At 68.8% G+C, this 16,771-nt stretch carries 20 protein-coding genes; 9 read left to right on the top strand and 11 right to left on the bottom strand.

The window, feature by feature from the left end:
* Window positions 1–38: 38 nt before the first annotated feature.
* On the top strand, window positions 39–299 hold the full coding sequence (locus Q9G87_RS25005; RefSeq protein WP_305918881.1) for a hypothetical protein: 261 nt from the start codon (window positions 39–41) through the stop codon (window positions 297–299).
* Between the two features lie 59 nt (window positions 300–358).
* On the top strand, window positions 359–670 hold the full coding sequence (locus tag Q9G87_RS60775; protein WP_371825815.1) for a DUF4241 domain-containing protein: 312 nt from the start codon (window positions 359–361) through the stop codon (window positions 668–670).
* A 561-nt stretch (window positions 671–1,231) separates the two neighbouring features.
* Here the strand turns inward: Q9G87_RS60775 and Q9G87_RS25000 are convergent.
* From Q9G87_RS25000 to Q9G87_RS24980, 5 genes are all read right to left on the bottom strand, one after another.
* The gene (locus tag Q9G87_RS25000; protein ID WP_305918880.1) at window positions 1,232–1,456 is read right to left on the bottom strand and encodes a hypothetical protein; all 225 of its coding nucleotides are present in this window, start codon (window positions 1,454–1,456) and stop codon (window positions 1,232–1,234) included.
* Between the two features lie 493 nt (window positions 1,457–1,949).
* Window positions 1,950–2,789 carry a helix-turn-helix domain-containing protein gene (locus Q9G87_RS24995; RefSeq protein ID WP_305918879.1) on the bottom strand — a complete coding sequence of 280 codons (840 nt, stop codon included), beginning with the start codon at window positions 2,787–2,789 and terminating at the stop codon, window positions 1,950–1,952.
* Window positions 2,790–2,794: 5 nt separating this feature from the next.
* Window positions 2,795–3,688 carry a DUF6879 family protein gene (locus Q9G87_RS24990; protein WP_305918878.1) on the bottom strand — a complete coding sequence of 298 codons (894 nt, stop codon included), beginning with the start codon at window positions 3,686–3,688 and terminating at the stop codon, window positions 2,795–2,797.
* 272 nt (window positions 3,689–3,960) lie between these two features.
* Window positions 3,961–4,419: a MarR family winged helix-turn-helix transcriptional regulator gene (locus tag Q9G87_RS24985; RefSeq protein WP_305918877.1), complete on the bottom strand. Its 459-nt coding sequence runs from the start codon at window positions 4,417–4,419 to the stop codon at window positions 3,961–3,963.
* Between the two features lie 13 nt (window positions 4,420–4,432).
* Window positions 4,433–4,783, bottom strand: a complete 351-nt coding sequence (locus tag Q9G87_RS24980; RefSeq protein ID WP_305918876.1) for a DoxX family protein — start codon at window positions 4,781–4,783, stop codon at window positions 4,433–4,435.
* A gap of 133 nt (window positions 4,784–4,916) precedes the next feature.
* Here Q9G87_RS24980 and thyX point away from each other — a divergent pair, with 133 nt between their 5' ends.
* Together thyX and Q9G87_RS24970 are read left to right on the top strand one after the other, a co-directional pair.
* Window positions 4,917–5,366 carry an FAD-dependent thymidylate synthase gene (gene thyX / locus Q9G87_RS24975; RefSeq protein ID WP_305918875.1) on the top strand — a complete coding sequence of 150 codons (450 nt, stop codon included), beginning with the start codon at window positions 4,917–4,919 and terminating at the stop codon, window positions 5,364–5,366.
* Window positions 5,366–5,527 carry a hypothetical protein gene (locus tag Q9G87_RS24970; RefSeq protein ID WP_305918874.1) on the top strand — a complete coding sequence of 54 codons (162 nt, stop codon included), beginning with the start codon at window positions 5,366–5,368 and terminating at the stop codon, window positions 5,525–5,527. Before thyX ends, Q9G87_RS24970 begins: the two co-directional genes overlap by 1 nt.
* A 24-nt stretch (window positions 5,528–5,551) precedes the next feature.
* On the opposite strand, the gene Q9G87_RS24965 is transcribed toward Q9G87_RS24970, so the two are convergent.
* From Q9G87_RS24965 to Q9G87_RS24955, 3 genes are all read right to left on the bottom strand, one after another.
* Complete coding sequence (locus Q9G87_RS24965) at window positions 5,552–6,298, bottom strand: DUF2071 domain-containing protein (protein WP_305918873.1); 747 nt, start codon at window positions 6,296–6,298, stop codon at window positions 5,552–5,554.
* Window positions 6,299–6,417: 119 nt separating this feature from the next.
* Complete coding sequence (locus tag Q9G87_RS24960; RefSeq protein WP_305918872.1) at window positions 6,418–6,729, bottom strand: ubiquitin family protein; 312 nt, start codon at window positions 6,727–6,729, stop codon at window positions 6,418–6,420.
* Window positions 6,730–6,732: 3 nt separating this feature from the next.
* Window positions 6,733–7,812, bottom strand: a complete 1,080-nt coding sequence (locus Q9G87_RS24955; protein WP_305918871.1) for a WD40/YVTN/BNR-like repeat-containing protein — start codon at window positions 7,810–7,812, stop codon at window positions 6,733–6,735.
* A 161-nt stretch (window positions 7,813–7,973) separates the two neighbouring features.
* Here Q9G87_RS24955 and Q9G87_RS24950 point away from each other — a divergent pair, with 161 nt between their 5' ends.
* The gene (locus Q9G87_RS24950) at window positions 7,974–8,765 is read left to right on the top strand and encodes a helix-turn-helix domain-containing protein (protein ID WP_305918870.1); all 792 of its coding nucleotides are present in this window, start codon (window positions 7,974–7,976) and stop codon (window positions 8,763–8,765) included.
* Between the two features lie 20 nt (window positions 8,766–8,785).
* Here Q9G87_RS24950 and Q9G87_RS24945 read toward each other — a convergent pair whose 3' ends face one another.
* From Q9G87_RS24945 to Q9G87_RS24935, 3 genes are all read right to left on the bottom strand, one after another.
* Window positions 8,786–10,219: a sialidase family protein gene (locus Q9G87_RS24945; RefSeq protein ID WP_305918869.1), complete on the bottom strand. Its 1,434-nt coding sequence runs from the start codon at window positions 10,217–10,219 to the stop codon at window positions 8,786–8,788.
* A 77-nt stretch (window positions 10,220–10,296) separates the two neighbouring features.
* Window positions 10,297–12,180, bottom strand: a complete 1,884-nt coding sequence (locus tag Q9G87_RS24940; protein ID WP_305918868.1) for a sialidase family protein — start codon at window positions 12,178–12,180, stop codon at window positions 10,297–10,299.
* 153 nt (window positions 12,181–12,333) lie between these two features.
* On the bottom strand, window positions 12,334–13,452 hold the full coding sequence (locus tag Q9G87_RS24935; RefSeq protein ID WP_305918867.1) for a globin domain-containing protein: 1,119 nt from the start codon (window positions 13,450–13,452) through the stop codon (window positions 12,334–12,336).
* 427 nt (window positions 13,453–13,879) lie between these two features.
* Between Q9G87_RS24935 and Q9G87_RS24930 the strand changes: the two genes are divergently transcribed.
* From Q9G87_RS24930 to Q9G87_RS24915, 4 genes are all read left to right on the top strand, one after another.
* The gene (locus Q9G87_RS24930) at window positions 13,880–14,209 is read left to right on the top strand and encodes a hypothetical protein (protein ID WP_305918866.1); all 330 of its coding nucleotides are present in this window, start codon (window positions 13,880–13,882) and stop codon (window positions 14,207–14,209) included.
* A 119-nt stretch (window positions 14,210–14,328) separates the two neighbouring features.
* Complete coding sequence (locus tag Q9G87_RS24925; RefSeq protein WP_305918865.1) at window positions 14,329–15,015, top strand: gamma-glutamyl-gamma-aminobutyrate hydrolase family protein; 687 nt, start codon at window positions 14,329–14,331, stop codon at window positions 15,013–15,015.
* 9 nt (window positions 15,016–15,024) lie between these two features.
* Window positions 15,025–15,942 carry an alpha/beta hydrolase gene (locus tag Q9G87_RS24920; protein WP_305918864.1) on the top strand — a complete coding sequence of 306 codons (918 nt, stop codon included), beginning with the start codon at window positions 15,025–15,027 and terminating at the stop codon, window positions 15,940–15,942.
* Window positions 15,939–16,727, top strand: a complete 789-nt coding sequence (locus tag Q9G87_RS24915; protein WP_305918863.1) for an enoyl-CoA hydratase/isomerase family protein — start codon at window positions 15,939–15,941, stop codon at window positions 16,725–16,727. The genes Q9G87_RS24920 and Q9G87_RS24915 overlap by 4 nt, the downstream gene beginning before the upstream one ends.
* The last annotated feature ends 44 nt before the right edge of the window (window positions 16,728–16,771 follow it).

Raw genomic sequence — 16,771 nt, 5'->3', positions numbered from 1 at the left:
TTGGCTGTGGCGCCCGATTTATATGTAAGGACATATAAATGATGCAGAATGAAAATGTCGCGATCACCTTTAGTGCCGACGAAGCTCTAGTTCTATCTGACTGGCTTGAGCAAGTCATAGATAATCCAGAGTTTTCCCGACTAATAGGGGAGAATAAAGCGGTTTGGGTGCCGCTAATGAAAATATCGGGCGTTCTGGAGCATGGCTTGACTGTAATATTCTCTCCCGATTATGCGGATCAGCTGCGTATGGCACAAGAACGCCTCATCGACAGTCTCGGAGAATTCGGAAGAACGTAAGACCGCTTATCGAGTAGGCGAGGAGCAATATCACCCTCCCGGCTCCCCGAAATCCGCACGTGAACCAGTCAGTTTTACGGCTCTTGTCGGACCGGAGACGTCATCACCAGCTACGGTCCATCAGGTCTTCTGGAGAAGAGCGGTGTGGAGACTTCGTTCGAGACCCGGACGATCCTGTTGTACCGGTCTGTCAACGGTCAGATGCCGAGTTGATCGATCCACGAACAGGGGCAAACATCGTGTTTTTCGACTGCGGAATGGGAGACGGATTTTGCCCCACCTGGATCGGTCGATCCGCGAATGGGGAAATCGCCTGTTTTGCCACCGACCTCGAACTGTTGTCGCACAGCTCGGGCCCCGTTGCGTCGTGATGGGCGCTCTGCCGCGCGACACACGCCCGAAGATTGCGACAGCACTCCAAGGGAGTTGACGCCCTGGCGAGAGCACTCACCCAGGCCAGCGAGGGTCGACCGGCTGGCCGCCACGTCAGCCAGGGCCGTATCGCCCGATCTTGGTTGTGTTCGCATCGACGTGCAGCACATGCGACAGCTTCAGGAGCGCAGATCAGCTTGGATCTGTCGCCGACTTGGACGGTGACCTCACCGAGCACCGACGACACCCATCTGGCGACGCCCGTGCCCCAGTGACGCCGCCTAGTTTAACCGCGGCTACCTCCTTGAGTTGCGCCACGGTGACGACGCCGCCGCTCTGATGCCCCGGCCGTGGCTGCCGCCGTTCAGGCCGGCCACCCTGCGGATGAGCGACGCCGTCGTCGGCTGGATGACGGACGGGCCCCTGCCTGGTGTGCACTGGCGTTCGCAGGGCGGCTTGCACGCGTGCGGCGGAAGCCCGCCCGGCAGGGCAGGGCGGACGTGGTGCAGGGCCACCGTCTCGGCCCGCGTGGGCAAGGTCAGTCAGCGGGCGAGGCTGTCTCAGCGCGGCACGTGTGGGTCGTACGCGCCTGGGGCGGTGCCTGGGCGTGGCCGGTTGGGGCATTGCATCGAGAACAGCACGCCGGGCTGACGCTGGACCGCGTCCCAATGCTCCGTGATGACCATCCCCTCGTATCGGTTCTTGACGATCCGGGTGCCGCAGAACGCGCACTCGCTCTCGGGCCGCTGTGGTTCCCAAGGGATGCCGCCGACTGGGTGGATCACAGCTGCGCCTCCCCGGACGTGTCGCACCGCAGGCACACGATGACAGTCCCGTAGATGTAGGACGGCTTACGGGCGTGCCGATCCAGGCGTACCAGTTGGATGAAGCCGTGAGCTCCTGGCGCAAGAGCATGCAGAGCTCGGTCCAGGTGCTCTGAGGCGCGGTCCCGATCGCTGGTCACGCCGCACGCACCACCTCCGCGCCCATTTCGCGCGGACCAGGAGTACAAACGGTCGTCTACGCTCATTGGCCGGCCTCGCGGTTATGGATCCGCTTGTGGACGGCCGCCCAGGCGCTGTCCGGCCGATCCCGGACGGCGCGGAACCCCGGGATGTGATGTCCGGCCTGCTGGTGCCGAGTCGCGTCGGCGCCGACAGACCTGCTCATAGCGCCCGCGCGGGCGGGAGATCTTGGGGGCTTGGACCCGTGACTGCCCATGTCCAGGACGGTAAAGCTACTGCGAGAGAAAACTCCAGAAGTTTGCTTCAGTTTGCTTCAAACGAGCTGGGCGAGAGCCTCCATGATGAGGCGGCGGGCGAGGTCCCCGTACACCGCCGACCGTTGGAGCAGGGCGAACGCCTTGCCGTATGCGGCGATCTCGTTCGGCTCGGTGATGGTCAGCTCCGCCGAGTACGTCTCCAGCATCACCATCCGGTCGTCGAACATGATGAACATGTCCCCGGGCCAGATCTCATACGGCGCCCGGGCCGGGATGATGCCCAGACTCAGCCGCGGCAGCGTCATGACGGCCAGGAGCCTGTCAAGCTGGCCGCGCATCACGCCCGCGCCGCCGATGTTGGTGTAGAGCGCCTGCTCGCCGAGGATGACATTGAACCGGCGATCGCCGCGGTAAAGGTACTGCTGGCGCTCCATGCGAGCCGCCACACCTTCCTCGACGTCGTCAGGAACGTCATCCAAGAAGCTGACGAGTTGGCGCAGGATCGTCTCGGCGTACTCCGCGGTCTGCAAAGTACCCCAGATCATGTTCGGGTTGTAGACGCGGAATATGTGCGTCTTCTCGTACAGGTCCAGCGAGCGGCGCTGCCGTAGGCGGGTACCCGCATGGAGTGCGCGACGCCACTCCGTCCATAGGGTTTCGATGTTCCGCACGGACGCGACAAGGTCGGCTGCTCGAGACTCGGCGTTGCAGTGGTGGCACCACGTGCGGACGTCTTCAGCGGTCGCATTCTGCTTGCCGTGCTCGATTTTGCTCACCTTCGAGAGCTGCCACCCGGCGAGCGCGGCGAGCGCCCGCCCGGTGAGCCCCGCTTCCTTGCGGAGATCACGCAGCCGGGCGCCTAGGTTCTCGCGTGCTCGCTGTGCTTCGGTCGACACAGGGATCAGGTGAGCTTGAACTCGTGATGCGGGATACCCGCCGACCACAGCTTGTCGCGGAGCGCGACGCAGTCCGCGACGATCGCGGGCGTCGTGACCAGATCTGAGCCGAGCACGCGGCCATCATCGTCGAACCTGCCGACCGCGAGCAACTGATCATCGAACAACCACCAGTCTCGCCCGCTCAGAGGGAACACCACATCTGCGGGAACCATGTGGCGCGGCAGCCAGCGTATGTCCTCTCCCGCCTCCAGGGTTGGAGGCGTGGCCACGGTGTACTCCCATCGGATGTAGTCGGTCACCGGCTCCGTTACCACCCGCACGCGACGTACGGTACGGCCGGCCTCTGCCGCACGCCGGACCCTGGCCAGCCACGGCTGGAACCATTCGAGATCGTCGGGCTCCCCCCACTGCCACCGCATGAAAGGGTCCGCCTCGTTCGGCACCCCGTAGTGGTCGCGCAGTTCCAAGTGGAACGCCTGCTGCGCGAAGGTGTCGAACAGCTCGTCGCGCTGTTCAGGCGTGAGCTGCATCGGTTCCTTCCTGGAGAGCAGCGACGGCGTCGCGAGGGAGCTCCACGCAGCTCTCGTGAGCGGGGATACGCATCTGTGAGAGGCGTCCGGATCGGTGACGATGGTTCCCTGGACGATACAGGTCTGATGATCGCTGACATGGACGATGGGGCCGCCATGGCGGGGGGTGACCCGGTGGAGACCATCCTTGGCGAAGTGCGCGAAGAGGTTGAAGGGGACCTCAACCCGGGTCTGATCCGCGGGCTGGGCGTCGGGCGTGGGGACGATCCATCCCTGAATGACGAAGCTGTTCCGGTCGGTGGCGTAGAGGGTTGGTGAGTCGCCGCCGGCCGACGCGCTGTCTTTGCCGAGGAACCGTAGTTTCATGCCGGACCTCTCCAGGAGTTTGCCGCAGTTTGCTAGCAATCGCGATCGTGCATCTTGGACGAGCTCTCGTCAAGGCGGTCCCGCGGCTTCGGTCTTCTGCTGCGGGCCGTACGGTGGAGGATCTTCACACTGGGTATAAGCATTGGCCACCGCTAGGTGCTCGCGCTGTGTCGGCCGCGTCCGCACGGGCATGGAAACGCTCGACCTTTACGCGGAGGTACTCAGTCTGGAATTGACCCCAGTTCACCGGCTCCAGGCGCTCAGGTCGGCGGTCAGTGCGGGCGGCCGTCGAGGCAGGCGCCGAGTTTGGTGCCGACGACCTGCATGGCGTCGGCCAGGGCGGCCGTCTGCTCCGGCGTCAGGTGGTCGAAGAGGACCTCACGAAGAGCCTGTGCATGGTGAGGGGCGATCTGCGCGATGACCGCGCGCCCCGCATCGGTAATCTCCGCCACGCTGGCCCGCCCGTCGCTCGCGTCCGGCCGCAGCCGTACGTACCCGCGCTCGACGAGCTTGCTGACCCGATGGCTGAGCCGGCTGATCGACACGTTGCCCACGGTCGCCAGGTCGCTCAGCCGGAGCGGTTGCCTGGTCAGGGCGTTGAGCAGCCCATATTCGATGTGGACCAGGCCGTGAGCCCGGAAGGTGCGCTCCACCTGCGGGATGCCGACGAGCATGACCGCGAGCAGACCCTGCCACGCCCGCTGCTCGTCCTCGCCGAGCCCTTCGACCAACGAACCCCCACGGTCAGATGCGTCCCGCCACCACGACGACGGCCATCGCCAGCAAGACCAGATTAACCGTGAAAGGCTCCTTCCGCCTCCGGTGCACCAGGGCGGCACCGATCATGATGAGCCCGAGCCCGGCGGCCGCGAGCGGGGTGAGGACAGGGGTGATCCCGGTGGCCCAGGGCAGCACCACGCCGATCCCGCCGAGCACCTCCAGTGCCCCGATGCCCTTGAGCTGCGCGCCGGTGAAGTCCTGCCGGTACGCCTGCTGCTGCCGCATCCGCTCGCTGAGCGGTACGAACTTGCCGATCCCCGAGAGGACGAAGGCGACGCCGAGCAGGATCTGCACGATCCAGAGGAAAACGTCCATAAGCTTGACCCTTCAAGTTTTCACTGCGGGCCCCGACTGTAGACCTAAAAACTTGAAGCGACAAGCATTGTCTGGCCGCACCGCCCCTGACCTGCCCGTGCGCACGCCGTACCGCAGAGAATGGGGCCAGAGGATGGGGAGGGACGCCGACTCGCGCCGAGGCGCGCAAATCAAGTCCGCCGCATCGGACGCCGATGTGCTGTGGGCCGCACGCGTCTCCACGAAGGGGGAGAGCTCGCTGGCCGAGCTCGAAGCCGACCCTCAGCGCTCCAAGGGGCTCATCAACTTCCTGATGCGCGACAGGCACGGCACGCCGTTCGAGCATTCGTCCATGACCTTCTACATCAGCGCGCCGATCTTCGTCTTCCGCGAGTTCATGCGGCACCGCGCCTTCTCCTGCAACGAGGAGTCCGGCCGATACCGTCAGCTGGTCCCGGTTTTCTATGTGCCCGGCCCTGAACGCCAGCTGGTGCAGGAAGGCAAGCCCGGCAAATACGTGTTCAAGGACGGCACTCCCGAGCAGCACGAGATCGTGACCGAGGCGACTCAGGAGAGCTACCGGCAGTCAACGCCCGCGCCTTGATGAACTTCCTGTCTCTCCGGGTCAAGCGAGAGGACTCCACGTTCCCGTCCTTCCCGCAGCGGGAGATCGAGATGGTCGCGGAGAAGATGGAGAGACTGTGGGCGGAGCTCATGCCCCTGACCCATGAGGCCTTCGAGGCCAACGGGCGCGTCTGCCCCTGAACGACATCGCCTCGCGCACCCCGCTCACGCCTCCGGGCGGAAGCGGTGGGGCGGGGTGTGGATGTCGAAAGGCAGGCGCCGCTGGCCCAGGATCGAGTGCGGCGGCGTGCCGGGCGTGATCAGGCCGAGGCGCTCGAATACGGGGAAGCTCGCGGAGGCCGCGGCGAGATAGCGAGGGCGCATGACCGGGTGCCAGATGCTGTAGACCCCCAGCTTGCCGCCCCGACGCCGATACCAGCCCAGGGTGGGATGGGTGAGCCGCTCCAGCCAGTCGGGCTCGCCCGTGAAGCCGTCCAGGAGGCTGAGCGGCTGGGGGAGCTCGGTGGCGTCACAAGAGGCGTCCCCGGCGTCGAGCCGCCAGCGCGGCGGGGTGCCGTCCCAGTCCGCCTCGATGCGGATGCGGTCGCGGCGCCACGGCATGCCCCACAGGTGCTGCGGGATCGCGACGACGGGGTGGTCAAGGCTGGTGCCGAAGAACCACACGCCCGTCTTGCCGTACGCCGTGACGTAGGCCCGGTAGTTGATCTGACCGCAATCGATGCTCACCTGCGGAAGGAACCGGAAGTGGAAGTCGCGGTCCTTGAAGGCCACCGCGGAGATCAGGGTGCCCGGCCCGTCCTCGAAATCCATCTTCATCGGAGCGAAGCCCTCGGGCAGGTGCCGGGCCACCGCGTCGGCATCCACCCGGTAACTGATGATGGTGAAGTCGTCGAGGTCGGTCTGCGCGTGGTGCCAGCGCGGGTCTGGCCGGGGTGTGCCGTCGAAGCTCATGACGTCAACAGTATGATCGCCACCGCCCAGGCGAGCGGACGTGGACCCTGCGCGGCCGGCATGCGTGAAGACCCGGCCGGTCGCCATGACGGCGACCGCCGGATCGGACAGACGCGGGCTCAGGCCAGCGCCGGCATCACGTAGACCTCGGCGCCCGGCGGCAGGGCGCAGTCCAGGCCGCCAAGTCCCCGGGAGTTCTCCCCGCATACGATCATGCTGATGTGCCTGCGGATGCATCCGTAGTCATCGCGCAGCCGCTCCTCCAGCAGCGGATGCGTACGCCGGAGCATGTCGAGGGCGGAGCCCAGCGTGGGCGGGGAGTCGCGGTCGGCGCCCACGGCGAAGACCTTGACCTCCGTGCGCCCGCTCACCCAGCGGCGCAGCACGCTCGGCAGCACGAACACCACCATCGTCACGGGTTTCGTCACCATCGCCTACAGCACCGCCGCGCGCACGGTGAGCACGTCGGGCAGATGCCGGCCGACCAGCGTCCACGTCGCGCCGTCGTCGCGGGATCCGTAGACCTCGCCGTCGCGCGTGCCGAAGAACAGGCCCGCCTCCGACATGGTCATCGCATCGCGCAGGACGGCCGCGTGCACGGGCTCCTCCGGCAGCCCCCGATCGAGGGGCTGCCACGTGGCGCCGGCGTCGTCGCTGCGGTAGACGCGGTAGTGGTGGTCGACGGGGGTGCGGTCCATGTCGGCGTGCAGCGGCAGCACGTAGACCGTGTCCGGCCGGGACGGGTGCACGACGATCGGGAAGCCGAAGTCCGACGGGAGCGGGGAACCGATGTCGTGCCAGGCCCCGCCGAAGTCGTCACTGCGGTAGACGCCGAAGTGGTGCTGCAGGAAGAGCCGGTCGGGCCGGGACGGGTGTATGGCGACCTTGTGCACGCACTGCCCGAACTCCGGATATTGCTGCCCCTCGGGCATGAACGGGGCGCGAATGCCCTGGTTGGCCGCCTCCCAGGACAGGCCGCCGTCGGTCGAGCGGTAGAAGCCGCCTGTGGAGATCGCCACGCCGATGATCTTGGGGTCGGACGGGTGTGGGATGATCGTGTGCAGGCACAGGCCGCCGCCGCCCGGCTGCCACTGCGGACGGTGGGGGTGCTCCCAGAGGCCTTCGACGAGCTCGTAGGTGACTCCGCGGTCCTGCGAGCGGAACAGCGCGCCCGGCTCGACGCCCGCCCACACGACGTCGGGCTCGGAGGGCGAGGGTGTCAACTGCCACACCCTGGTCAGGGTCGCCTCGGTCTTCTCGGGGAAGGCGATGGGCGGCTTGTCCGCCTCACCCCAGGTCTGGCCGAGGTCGTCGGAATACATGACAGACGGGCCGAAGTGCCCGTATTCGATGCCGGCAAGGAGCCGGGGTGTGGTGCCGCGGGTGTCGATCGCCACCGAGGGCACCGCGACCGTGGAGAACTGGATCGGCTCGATCTCGAACGGACCGCCGTCCGCCGAGCGGGCGAGGAACAGGCCCTTGCGGGTGCCGATCGCGAGCAGTGTGTCACTCATGCGGTTGCTCCCTTCGCTTGCGGCCATCGTGCCACGCGGGGCCGACAAGTTCCGAGGACTGGGAGATTCCCGCCCGCCCGCTCCACGCGGCCCTCGGCCGGGGACCGGCATTACCTGCCGGGTAATCGTGACGCTTCCCTCCAACCGATAGGTTTCCGGGCATGGGAGCGGTAGCCATACGAGAAGAGTCTTTTGGTGATCTGTTGCGCTCATGGCGGCAGCGGCGCCGCGTGAGCCAGCTCGACCTGGCCATCGAGGCCGACGTCTCGGCTCGCCACATCAGCTTTCTGGAGACCGGGCGCGCCCGGCCGAGCCGTGAGATGGTGATGAAGCTGGCCGAGGAGCTAGGAGTGCCGCTGCGGCACCGCAACAGGCTGCTGATGGCGGCGGGGTTCGCGCCGGTCTATCCCGAACGTGAGGTACGCGCCCCCGAGATGCAGGTCGTCCGGCAGGCGCTGGACAAGATCCTGGCGGGGCACGAGCCGTATCCGGCGCTCGTGGTGGACGCGACGTGGAACCTGGTGGCGGCCAACTCGGCGGCCGGGATGTTCATGGAGGGCGTACCGGCCGAGCTGCTGAAGGAGCCGATCAACGTGATGCGCCTGTCGCTGCACCCGGACGCCATGGGCGGCAGGCTGCTCAACCTCGCCGAGGTGCGCGCGCACCTGCTGCATCAGCTGCGCCGGCAGGCTGAGATGTCCGGGAACGGGCGGCTGGCCGAGTTGCACGACGAGCTGGCGTCGTACACCTATCCCGGGGTGGATCTCAACGTGGCGCACGTGCCGGGGCCGGCGGACATTCTGGTGCCGCTGCGGATCGCGGCCGGTGACCGGGTGTTGTCGATGTTCACGACGATCGCGACGTTCGGGACGCCGGTGGACGTGACGGTGTCGGAGCTGGCCATCGAGACGTTCTGGCCCAATGACGAGGAGACCGCGGCGGCGTTCCGGTAGCCGGCGGGCGGTCCCGGGGGTCAGCGGGCAGTGGCCGGCGCGTCGGGCGGCGGGGTGTCGCCGGCCGCGACGGGGCCCTCGATGGACAGCAGGGCGGGGCCGCCGCCCGTGATGGGCAGGCCGCCGGAGACGGTGTAGGTGCGCACGTCGTACGCGCCGCCCGCGGGTGCGGCGGCGGCCGTGAAGGCGGGGAAGGCGTTGCCGCCGGGGACGATCGAGGTGGAGATGTAGTCGCCGGCCATGCGGCCCTGCGCGGTGTTGGCGAGCCAGTCCGGTTTCATCGGCCCGCGTAGCTCGGCGGGCGGGGACCAGCTGCCGCCGCCGTTGGCGGAGGAGGTGTAGGCGACGGTGAGCCGGCAGGTCGCCTCGGCGCAGGCGGCGTCGGGGTAGCGGTAGTAGGCGAGGGCGAGCCTGGCCGAGCCGCCGGAGGTGGAGCGGTCGACGCCGAGGCCGGGGATGAAGTGGTCGCCGCCATCGGCGGTGACACGGGTGACGTGGTCCCATTGGGCGCCGTCGGCCGACGTGGCCAGCACGATGTCGTTGCCGGCGCAGAAGAGCTGGAAGCGGCAGTCCTGCCAGACGACGTACACGGTGCCGGCCGCGTCCGTCTCGGCCGACGGCAGGGGTAAGGCGCGTAACCCGCCCGCTGGCGTGTGTCGCTGCACCGTGGAGACCGGCACGCTGTCGCTCCAGGTGGCGCCGCCGTCGCGGGAGCGGATGGCGCGGATCCGGTCGTCGCCGCCCAGGTACGGCACCACGACGGCGCCGTCGGGCCGCACCACCGGCTGCGCGCCGAGGCCGGTCGCGGCGGTGGCGGTCACCGTCCAGGTCAGGCCGCTGTCGGCGGAGCGGGCGACGCTGATCGCATTGCCTGCGCCGTGGTCGTCGAACGCGACGTGGCAGCGGCCGTAGTACGGGCTGGCGGGGGTGTTGTCGCAGGCGATCCAGCTCTTGTCGAGGTCGCCGCCCGCCGCGACGACGACCGGGTTCGCCCAGGTGCGGCCGCCGTCGTCGGAGCGGCTGACGACAACGGCCGCGCCCGTGATCCCATTCGTGTCGGTGAGCCCGAGCGAGGCCACGAGCCAGACGTCGTGCCTGGCGTCATAGGCCACGGAGGGATTGCTGACCCGCTGGTAAGGCCCTCCGCCGAACCCGGTGATCCCCGGCAGCACGCCCTTGGCCCACGTGGCGCCGTTGTCGCCCGACGTCGCGAACGCGATGCCGGACGCCCCGCCGTCGAAGAACCTGCCCGCCTGCTGCGCGGTCACGATGGTCGTGCCCCACTGGAAGGTGTCGGGGCCGGCCTGCGTGCCGTGCTGGCTGGTGGCGTTGGCGTACGCGTCCGCCCCGATCTCGGTCAGCCGGACGTCCGCCGCCGCCGGGGCGGAGGTGAGGAGCAGCGTGCCGGCGATGACGAGCGCGCCGATGGCTCGGCGGCCGGCGGGCGATGGCACAGTCGACCTCCAGGACTGGACGGCGCGCGTGTCACCTTCCACAACGCACCGTCCAGCCCCTCCTGTCAACCTCCCGATCAGAAGACGGGCCTGCGCGCCGTGAAGATCTCCTGCTCGTTGGCCGGGTCGGCCTGCGGCATCGGCGCCGTGCACGTCTTGGGCGGCACACCCGGCTCACCTGTGCCGGGGCACAGGAACAGCGCCGGCTCGCGGGTGTCCACCCAGGCCGGGTAGGCGCCGGTCGCGGTGGCCGACACCTGGATGTAGTCACCGAAGAACAGCCCGCCGAACTGCGTGGGCGGCGGCATGCTCGACGAGGTCACCCGCTGGGTCGCGTAGCCGGAGCCGGTGCGGGTGGACAGCGAGATGTCGGAGAAGCCGGTGACGGCGGCGTTGCCGTACTGGCGGTCGTAGTAGGTGACGACGTACTTGCCGCCAGGGGTGTAGTCGGAGCCGTGGAAGAACTGGTCGGTGGTGCGCTGCCCGGGCCGGTCGGTGGCCGAGGGCAGGGTGCGCACGTCGGTCGAGGTGCCGGCGAAGCTCGCGCCGCCGTCGGTGGACTCGGAGACGACGATGTCGTTGTTGCAGGCGGACTTGACGCCGGTGTAGAGCGGGTTGCCCAGCGGCCCGGTGAAGCCGGCCGGCGTGCAGCCGCCGGACTCGCGGGAGTTGCGGCTGATGAACGATCCGTACGACACCGTCACCTGCGCCGGGTTCTTCGGGTTGACGTTGACGTAGGGGTAGTTGGCGGCCCGGAAGATCGAGGTGAACGTGGGGCCCTTCTCCGGCACGCAGGAGCGGCCGGGGTCCTGGCCGTTCTGGTAGGTGGCGCAGTCGGGCAGCTCGAAGAAGTCGCCGGCCTTCACCGGCGCGGAGTAGCTGGCGCCGCCGTCGGTGGACTTGGCCAGCAGCACCTGCAGGTGGTTGTCGCCCGGCCCGGCCGGGGTGGTGTTGTAGTTGGCCCACACCACGTACAGCGCGCCGTCGGGGCCGACGCTGGGGTGCGAGAACTGGTTGACGTTGCACCTGCCCCGCGGCGTGGGGACGCCGAAGGTGCTGGAGCACAGCGCGGAGTCGCCGCTGATCAGGACGGGGTCGCTGAACGACTCGCCGTAGTCCGCCGAGTACGCGCCGAAGATGTACGCCGTCCCGTCGGCGTCGAACGTCGTCCACGTCACGTACACGCGGTCCCTGAACGGGCTGGAGACGTAGTGGTCGACGGCCATGAGCTGCTTGTCCAGCAGGACGTTCCCGGCGCCCGCGGTGTCGGCGTGCTCGGCGACGGGCCGCCCGGTGAAGTTGAAGGAGGCGCCGGCCGTGCCCGTGGAGCGGAAGACGAACATGGCGCTGGACTGGTCGGGGTTGGGGCTGACGGTGCGGCCCCGGTTGAAGGCCAGGCACGACAGGTACACGTTGCCGCGGCTGTCCCAGTCCACCGACGGGTCGCCGCCGCCCTGCCAGTACTGGCGGGCGGCCCCGCCGAACGCGGTGCCCCTGGTGAAGCCGTTCGGCACAGTGGAGTCCGCCCAGCTCGCGCCGGCGTCGCCCGAGTACGACACACCGCAGGTGCCGTCACCGCGCCGGTAGTCGTTGTAGCCGGCCACGATCTGCCGGGGGTCGTTCGGGTTGACCGCGATCCAGGTCTCGTTCTGGGCCTGCGAGCGCCCGTGCAGGTCGGCGTCGGTGATGGTGGCGCAGTTGACGTTGACCTTGACGTTGTCGCCACGGCGGTCGCCGCAGTCCGGCGTGGCCGCGGGTTTGAAACCGGTCAGCCCGCGCCGGGCGGCGCCGGACCGCTCGGCCAGGGCGTCCACGAAGGCGCCCGAGGCCAGACGCTGCTGCCAGGGCTTGAGATCGTCGTAGCCGAACCCCTCGGCGCTGGCCTGGGGACCCGATAAGGAGGTCGCGGCGAGCACGAGAGTGCCCGCGGCGGCCATGTTGAGGGCATGCCGGAAGCGCATCCTGCCTCCAAGAGACGGTCGGAACCGATGTCGGGTTCTCCCCGATCGGCCGCTCCACCCTTGGGGGAAGGACCCGAGAACTGGACGCTATGCCTGTCTGGCCGCAGCGCCAATCCCTCGACGCTGACCTCATGTGGACATTTCGGTAAAGGGTCAGCGTTCGCCCTGGATGATGTCCCGGTGGATGCGCGACAGCGGCACGCCGTCGATCTGCAGGCGGCGGACGGTCTCGTTGACCATGCCGGGCGGGCCGCACACGTAGACGTCGTGCTCGGCCCAGGAGTGGAAGCGCTGCGTCACCTCGGGCAGGCGGCCGCGCATCCCGTCGTACGACTGCTGGTGGGAGACCACCGGAAGCACCCGCAGCCAAGGGAACGACGACTCCATCGCGATCAGGTCGGGCAGGTCGTAGAGCTCCTCGGCGGTGCGGGCGCCGTACAGCAGGTGGATGTTGGGCCGGCGGCCGGAGGCGATGATCGACTCGATGATCGCCTTCAGCGGCGCCAGGCCGGTGCCGCCCGCCACGCACAACACGTCGCGCATGCTCTGCTCGCGCAGCGTCATCGTGCCCATCGGCGGGCCCACCATGAGCGTGTCGCCGATGCGGGTGTGCCTGATGAGCGTCGTGGACACCCAGCCGCCGGGGATCGAGCGCACGTGCAGCCTGATCGTGTTGTCCGTGCGCGGCGCGTTGGCGATGGAGAACGTCCGCCACACGCGCGGCCAGCGCGCGGTCTGGACGTTGACGTACTGGCCCGCCTGGTACGGCAGCCGCTGCGTGGGCCGCAGCGTGATGACCGCGATGTCGCGATGGCGCAGCTCATGGTCGATCACCTCGGCCAGCCACCACGCGGGGGAGACGCCCGAATCGTCGTCGGCGGATTCGATCATCAGATTGGCCGCGGCCGTGTAGGCCGCCACCCAGGCGGCCTCGATCTCATGGTCCCAGATGTCGGCGGCGAAGCGGCGGATCGTGGCGAGCAGGGCGTTGCCGACCGCCGTGTAGTGCTCGGCGATCACGCCGTACTTGCGGTGGTCCCTGCCCAGCTGGCCCAGGAACGCGGCCAGGCTGTCCGGGCTGTCCAGGCTCCACACGATCCGGGTCAGCGCGCTGAACAGGCGGTCGCGCTGGACGTCCATGGCGGGCGGGAACATGGCGCGTAGGTGCGGGTTCTCCGCGAACAAGCGGCCATAGAAATAGGCCGTGGCGCGCTCGGCCTGCGGCTCGACGACGGAGAAACTCTCCTTCACCAGGCGCGGATTCAGCGACATAAAGAGCCCCACTTTTCGCCCGGAAATATATTCCGGTCTTGTCGTTCCACCTCCCTGACGGCTCCGGGTCGTGAGCGTGCGGCGGCCCCGGCACATCCGGCGCGCTCGAAAATGAGTCTTACACCGCCCACGACACGCCACAACCGTTTCCCCCCAATACGGTGCGAAGCAGAACTTTGCGTAGCGGTCTCGTGATTCTGCGCACAGGGCGTTAATATCGTTTCGGACGATTAATGTGAATAAAAGTCGTGTTCGCAGTTTGGTGTTCAGTTCGGCTGCCCGTTGGCCTGGATCGGCGCCGGCCGCGGTCAGCTCCTCCTGCTGCGTCGCCGGCGGCACGCGTTCCCAGCGCCGCCGGAGTATGTCATCTGCGGCGGACAGAGCCCGAAACATTCCGGAAACCGCCCGGCGGGCGTACGATCCGGCCATGGCAGTCCTCCACCCCAGACGGGTGGCCTGGGAAGGCGCTCGGATCTTCGTCTTCGCCGCCAACACGGACGCCTACTGGTGGCTCAGCGACACGGTCGGGCACTACCTCGGGCTGATGTATCAGCTGCAGCTGTGCGAGACCCGGCTGCGCCTGCAGGCGGAGGACGACGCGTTCTACGCCGAGGCCGGGGCGTGGCGGGCCCGCTTGGACGAGCTGCTCGACACCCACCCGGAGACCGCCTCGATCCTCACCCAGCTGATCAGCGAGACATCCTTCCGTCTTCGGATGAAAAGGCACGAATCCGGTGGCGGGGGAGGCAAGTGGTAGCTGGGGATCTTTGGGATGGGTGACATATCGGAAAGGCTGTGCGCCATGATTGGGACAAGTGGCCGTCACCGCAGACGGGCTGGCGGCGGCACGAACTCCACCCTGCTCCGGGAGATCGCATGGCCCGACCGCTGATCGGAATCACCGCCTACTTCGAAGCCGCCCGCTGGGGCGACTGGGTGCGGGAGGCCGTGATCTCCCCGCCCTCCTACGCCAAGGCGGTCGCGCGGGCAGGGGGCGCGCCCTTGGTGCTGCCGCCGCTCGGCCCCCACGCCATCGAGGACTACGTACGCGGGCTCGACGGCGTGCTGCTGGCCGGCGGCGTCGAGATGGCGGCCGCCGCCTACAACGGCGAGCAGGACGAGCGCGTCCCCGAGCCGCAGGTGCACCGCGACCGCTTCGAGCTGGCCCTGGCCAGGGCGGCCGTGCGCGCCGACGTCCCCATCCTGGCCATCGCCAGGGGCATGCACGTGCTCAACGTCGCGCAGGGCGGCACGCTGATCCCGTGGCTGCCCGAGATGCTCGACCACGACCGGCACGGCGAGCCGGGAGCCACGCACGCGATCCAGGTCAGCGTCTCCAGCAAGCTCGGCAAGGCGGTCGGCGACCACGTCGAGGTCGTCGCGCCGCACCACCAGTCCGTCCGGCGGCTCGGCAGCGGCCTGCTGGCCGTGGCCTGGGCCGATGACCAGATCGTCGAGGGCATCGAGCTGCAGGGCCACAGGTTCGGCGTAGGTGTGCAGTGGCACCCGGAGCGGGGCGCGGACAACCGGCTCTTCGATGCGTTCATGGAGGCGGCCCGCTAGGCTGCGATCATGCCGCTGCACCCCCAGGCGCGGGACTACCTCGCCTCCCTCGGGCCGGACGAGGACACCGACTTCGACGCGATCACACTGGCCGAGATCCATGAGAGGCGCGCACAGCCCGACGGCGTCGCGCTCCACCGCGGCCCGCTCACCAAGCTGCCCTTCGTCCGCGACGAGGTGGCCGAGGGCGTGCCCATCCGGATCTACCGCGCCGACCCGGGCGACGGGCCGCTGCCCGTGGTGGTCTACTTCCACGGCGGCGGCTGGGTCTTCGGCAGCATCAGGCGGTCCGACGCGTTCGGGCGCTTCCTGGCCGTCCACAGCGGGGCGGTGGTGGTGTCGGCCGACTACCGGCTGGCGCCGGAGCATCCGTTCCCCGCCGCCGCCGACGACGCGTTCACCGTCGTGCGCGACATCTTCGCCCGGCCCGCCTTCTACCAGAGCAATGGCAGCGTGGCGGTGGTCGGCGAGAGCGCGGGCGGCAATCTCGCGGCGGTCGCGGCCTGGCAGGCCCGCGACGCCGGCCTGCGGCTGGCCCACCAGGCCCTCGTCTGTCCCGTGCTGGACGCCGCCATGGACACGCCCAGCTACGCCGAATGCGCGAAGGGCTACGTCCTGCCGGCCGCCGAGATGGCATGGTTCGCGCGGCAATACGCCGACGGGGTGAATCGCGCGGACCCGCGCTTGTCCCCGCTGCGGCTGCCCGACGTCGCGGGGCTGCCTCCCGCGACCGTGGTGACGGCCGAATACGACGTGCTGCGCGACGAGGGCGAGGCCTACGCCCGGCGGCTGGCCCAGGCCGGCGTGCCGGCCGAGAGCCGCCGGTTTGACGGCGCGCTGCACGGCTTTTTCGCCCTGCCCGGCCTGTTCGACCAGGCGGCCGAGGCCCGTGATTACGTGGCGCGACGGCTCAGGGAATCGTGGTGACCTACGACGCCTACACCAAGCTCGCGATCGACACCCCGGCCGGCGGCGTGCTGCGGATCACGATCAGCGAGCCGGGCAGGCTCAATGCCGTCGACATGACCGCGCACCGCGAGCTGGCCGAGATCTGGCGCGACGCCGGCCGCGACGAGAGCGTGCGGGCGATCGTGGTCAGGGGAGAGGGCCGGGCGTTCTCCGCCGGCGGCGACCTGTCCATGATCGAGGAGATGACCCGCGACCACGCCACCAGGCTGCGCGTGTTCGCCGAGGCCCGCGACATCGTCTACAACGTGCTCAACTGCGCCAAGCCGGTCGTCTCCGCCATCCAGGGCCCCGCCGTGGGCGCCGGGCTCGCGGTCGCGCTGCTGGCCGACATCTCCGTCGTCGGCCGCACCGCGCGCATCATCGACGGGCACACCAGGCTCGGCGTCGCGGCGGGCGACCACGCCGCGATCGTCTGGCCGCTGCTGTGCGGCCTGGCCAAGGCCAAATACCACCTGCTGCTCTGCGAGCCGGTGACGGGCGAGCAGGCCGAGCGGATGGGCCTCGTCAGCCTGTGCGTGGACGACGACCAGGTGCACGACAAGGCCATGGAGATCGCCGTCCGGCTCGCCGCCGGCTCCCAGGAGGCGATCAGGTTGACCAAATACTCGCTCAACAACTGGCTCCGGCTGGCCGGGCCGACGTTCGACGCCTCGCTGGCGATGGAGTTCCTCGGCTTCACCGGTCCCGACGTGGCCGAGGGCGTGCGCGCCCTGCGGGAGAAACGGCCCCCGTCCTTCGGCTGAGGGCTGGGCGTGTGCTTCCCCAGGCCTCGGGTAGACGCAGGCTC

It is taken from the genome of Nonomuraea turcica, from assembly GCF_030718205.1.
Lineage (GTDB): Bacteria > Actinomycetota > Actinomycetes > Streptosporangiales > Streptosporangiaceae > Nonomuraea.
This window is presented reverse-complemented; position numbering and strand designations above follow the sequence as displayed.